Here is a 2,099-nt window from a genome sequence, read left to right on the forward strand (position 1 = left end):
CAGCGACGAGTTGGAGATGGAGGGCGAGATCGAAGAAGACGACGTCCAAGAAGAATTGGATCTCGACGCCGATGATGATGGAGATGAGCTGATCAACAAATCCGAAGATTTGTTGGACGACGATTACCGACACAACTGATGGCTTGCCTTCAGTGAGTATCCCGGCCGCATCTATAGTACGCCCGTTCGATGCAACCCGGCATAGCGGAAGCCCAGGGGTGTAGGTCTGAATTGTTCATCGCTTCGACAGAACGCCGCTGGAACATCGTTCCAGCGGCGTGTCTCACTACCTGCTGAATGTTTCGTTACTCTCCCTTTGCCATGCGGATGGAACTTCGCTTTACGTCTGCTCATTTGGCACACATGCTAATCTTCTGAAGCGGATGCGATCTCGTTGCTACGCGGCTTTGGCGCTACTCGGCACCATAATTACTTGTATTACATGTCCGTACAAAGCCGATGCCGTTTGCGTTGCCGAGGCCTTCGCGGCTGGGATTGAGGCGGGTCTTGTGATGCATCTTTTGCCCAGCTGTACGCCGGCTGAGCGGGAAGCCCATGCCGTGCGTGGCGAAGCTGTTATGGACGCGGTCGCCAAGGGGCGTCCTGTCGATCTCCTTGGTGTGATTGTGCGCGGGGATCTTATCTTCGATCACCTTGCCGTACGGGCAACGCCGCGTTCGCCGATACCTGCGCCGGAGAGAGCGAATCAAGCGGATCGTGTCGTTGATAACGGGCAGCGAGTCGTTCGAGAGGCACTGAGCATAAGAGATTCCATAGTGTCGGGCGCAGTGCGCCATCGGTCAGCCGACGGCACGCTCTGGTTTGAGAGGCCTGTGAGCTTTCACGGATCTCATTTCAAGGACGGTGTGGATCTTTCGCGGTCGGTCTTTCAGGAATCGGTCGACCTTTCCGCCGCCACATTTGATAGAGAAGCCTATTTTGTTCAGGGACAGTTCGCTCAGCGGATGGACTGCCGGGAGACCAAGTTTGGCCCCAGCACCAGGTTTCATCGGTCCGCATTTCGTGGATCGCTGGATTGTACCAGTGCACTTTTCGACGGCATGGCGGAGTTCCTTGAAGTAGAGTTTGAGCAGCCGGTGGTATTTGAGCGGGCCAGGTTCGGCCTGGGGACTGGATTTTCCGGGAGTCGATTCAAGAGTCGGGTCAGCTTCAGTGAAGCAATCTTCAGCCGTGAGGCGTTCTTTGGATTTGCGGCCTTTGAAAATAAAGTGGAATTTGCCGGTGCGCAGTTTCTAGGATCAGCGGATTTTTCTAACGCTGAATTCAGGCAACAAGACGATCTTGCAAAGGCACGTTTCGATCAAGCCCCGCTCATGGCCCAAACGAAGCGGCTTGAGTCAACTCCGCCTGTCGGCATTTTAGAAACCAGGAACGGGCAATATGCTCTCACCTTGATCTTTCTCGTCGTGGCTGCCTTGCTTGTAGCCTATGCCGTAAGACTTAAATGAAGAGCAATCAAGATCGCTCAATATCCCCAATATATAGAATCTGGCTTGCCCGTTACCCCATAAGTTGATATAAAGACGCCGTGGACTCTCAAGCCGAAGAATTTGAGCAAACAGAGCTCCCCTACCAGGTTCGCATCGAAAATTTCGAGGGCCCACTCGATCTGTTATTGCATCTCATCAAGAAGAATGAAATCAATATCTATGATATCCCGGTCGCGATGATAGCTCAGCAATACCTTGAGTATCTGGATGCCATGGAGGAACTCAATCTCAACGTGGCGGGGGATTTTTTAGTCATGGCGGCGACGTTATTGCAGATCAAATCCAAAATGCTGCTTCCGGCGGATGAGACGGCCGACGACGACGAAGAGGGGCCTGACCCACGGGAAGAACTCGTTCGGCGGTTGCTGGAATATAAGGCCTTCAAAGAAGCGGCACGTCAGCTCGATGACCAGGAAAAGATATGGCGTGAGGTCTTTTGGCGTGAGCAAGCTCCATTGGTCGAAGAAGTTGATGAGGATCTTCCGTTAGAAAATGTCTCGCTGTTTGATCTGGTCGATGCGCTCAAGGAAATCCTGGAGCGGAATCCGAGCAGCCGACTCATCGAGATTGTTCCCGACAATCTCACGG

2 protein-coding genes are annotated in these 2,099 nt (G+C 53.1%); both read left to right on the forward strand.

Features of this window, described 5'->3' with window-relative positions:
- Positions 1 to 383: 383 nt before the first annotated feature.
- Entirely contained in the window at positions 384 to 1,469 is a 1,086-nt protein-coding gene (locus ACOSYY_RS03810; protein ID WP_421660941.1) for a pentapeptide repeat-containing protein, read from the forward strand.
- Between the two features lie 80 nt (positions 1,470 to 1,549).
- Positions 1,550 to 2,099: segregation and condensation protein A (locus ACOSYY_RS03815; protein ID WP_421660942.1), on the forward strand; the 550-nt coding region annotated here is incomplete at its 3' end.

It is taken from the genome of Nitrospira sp. BLG_2 (assembly GCF_049222245.1).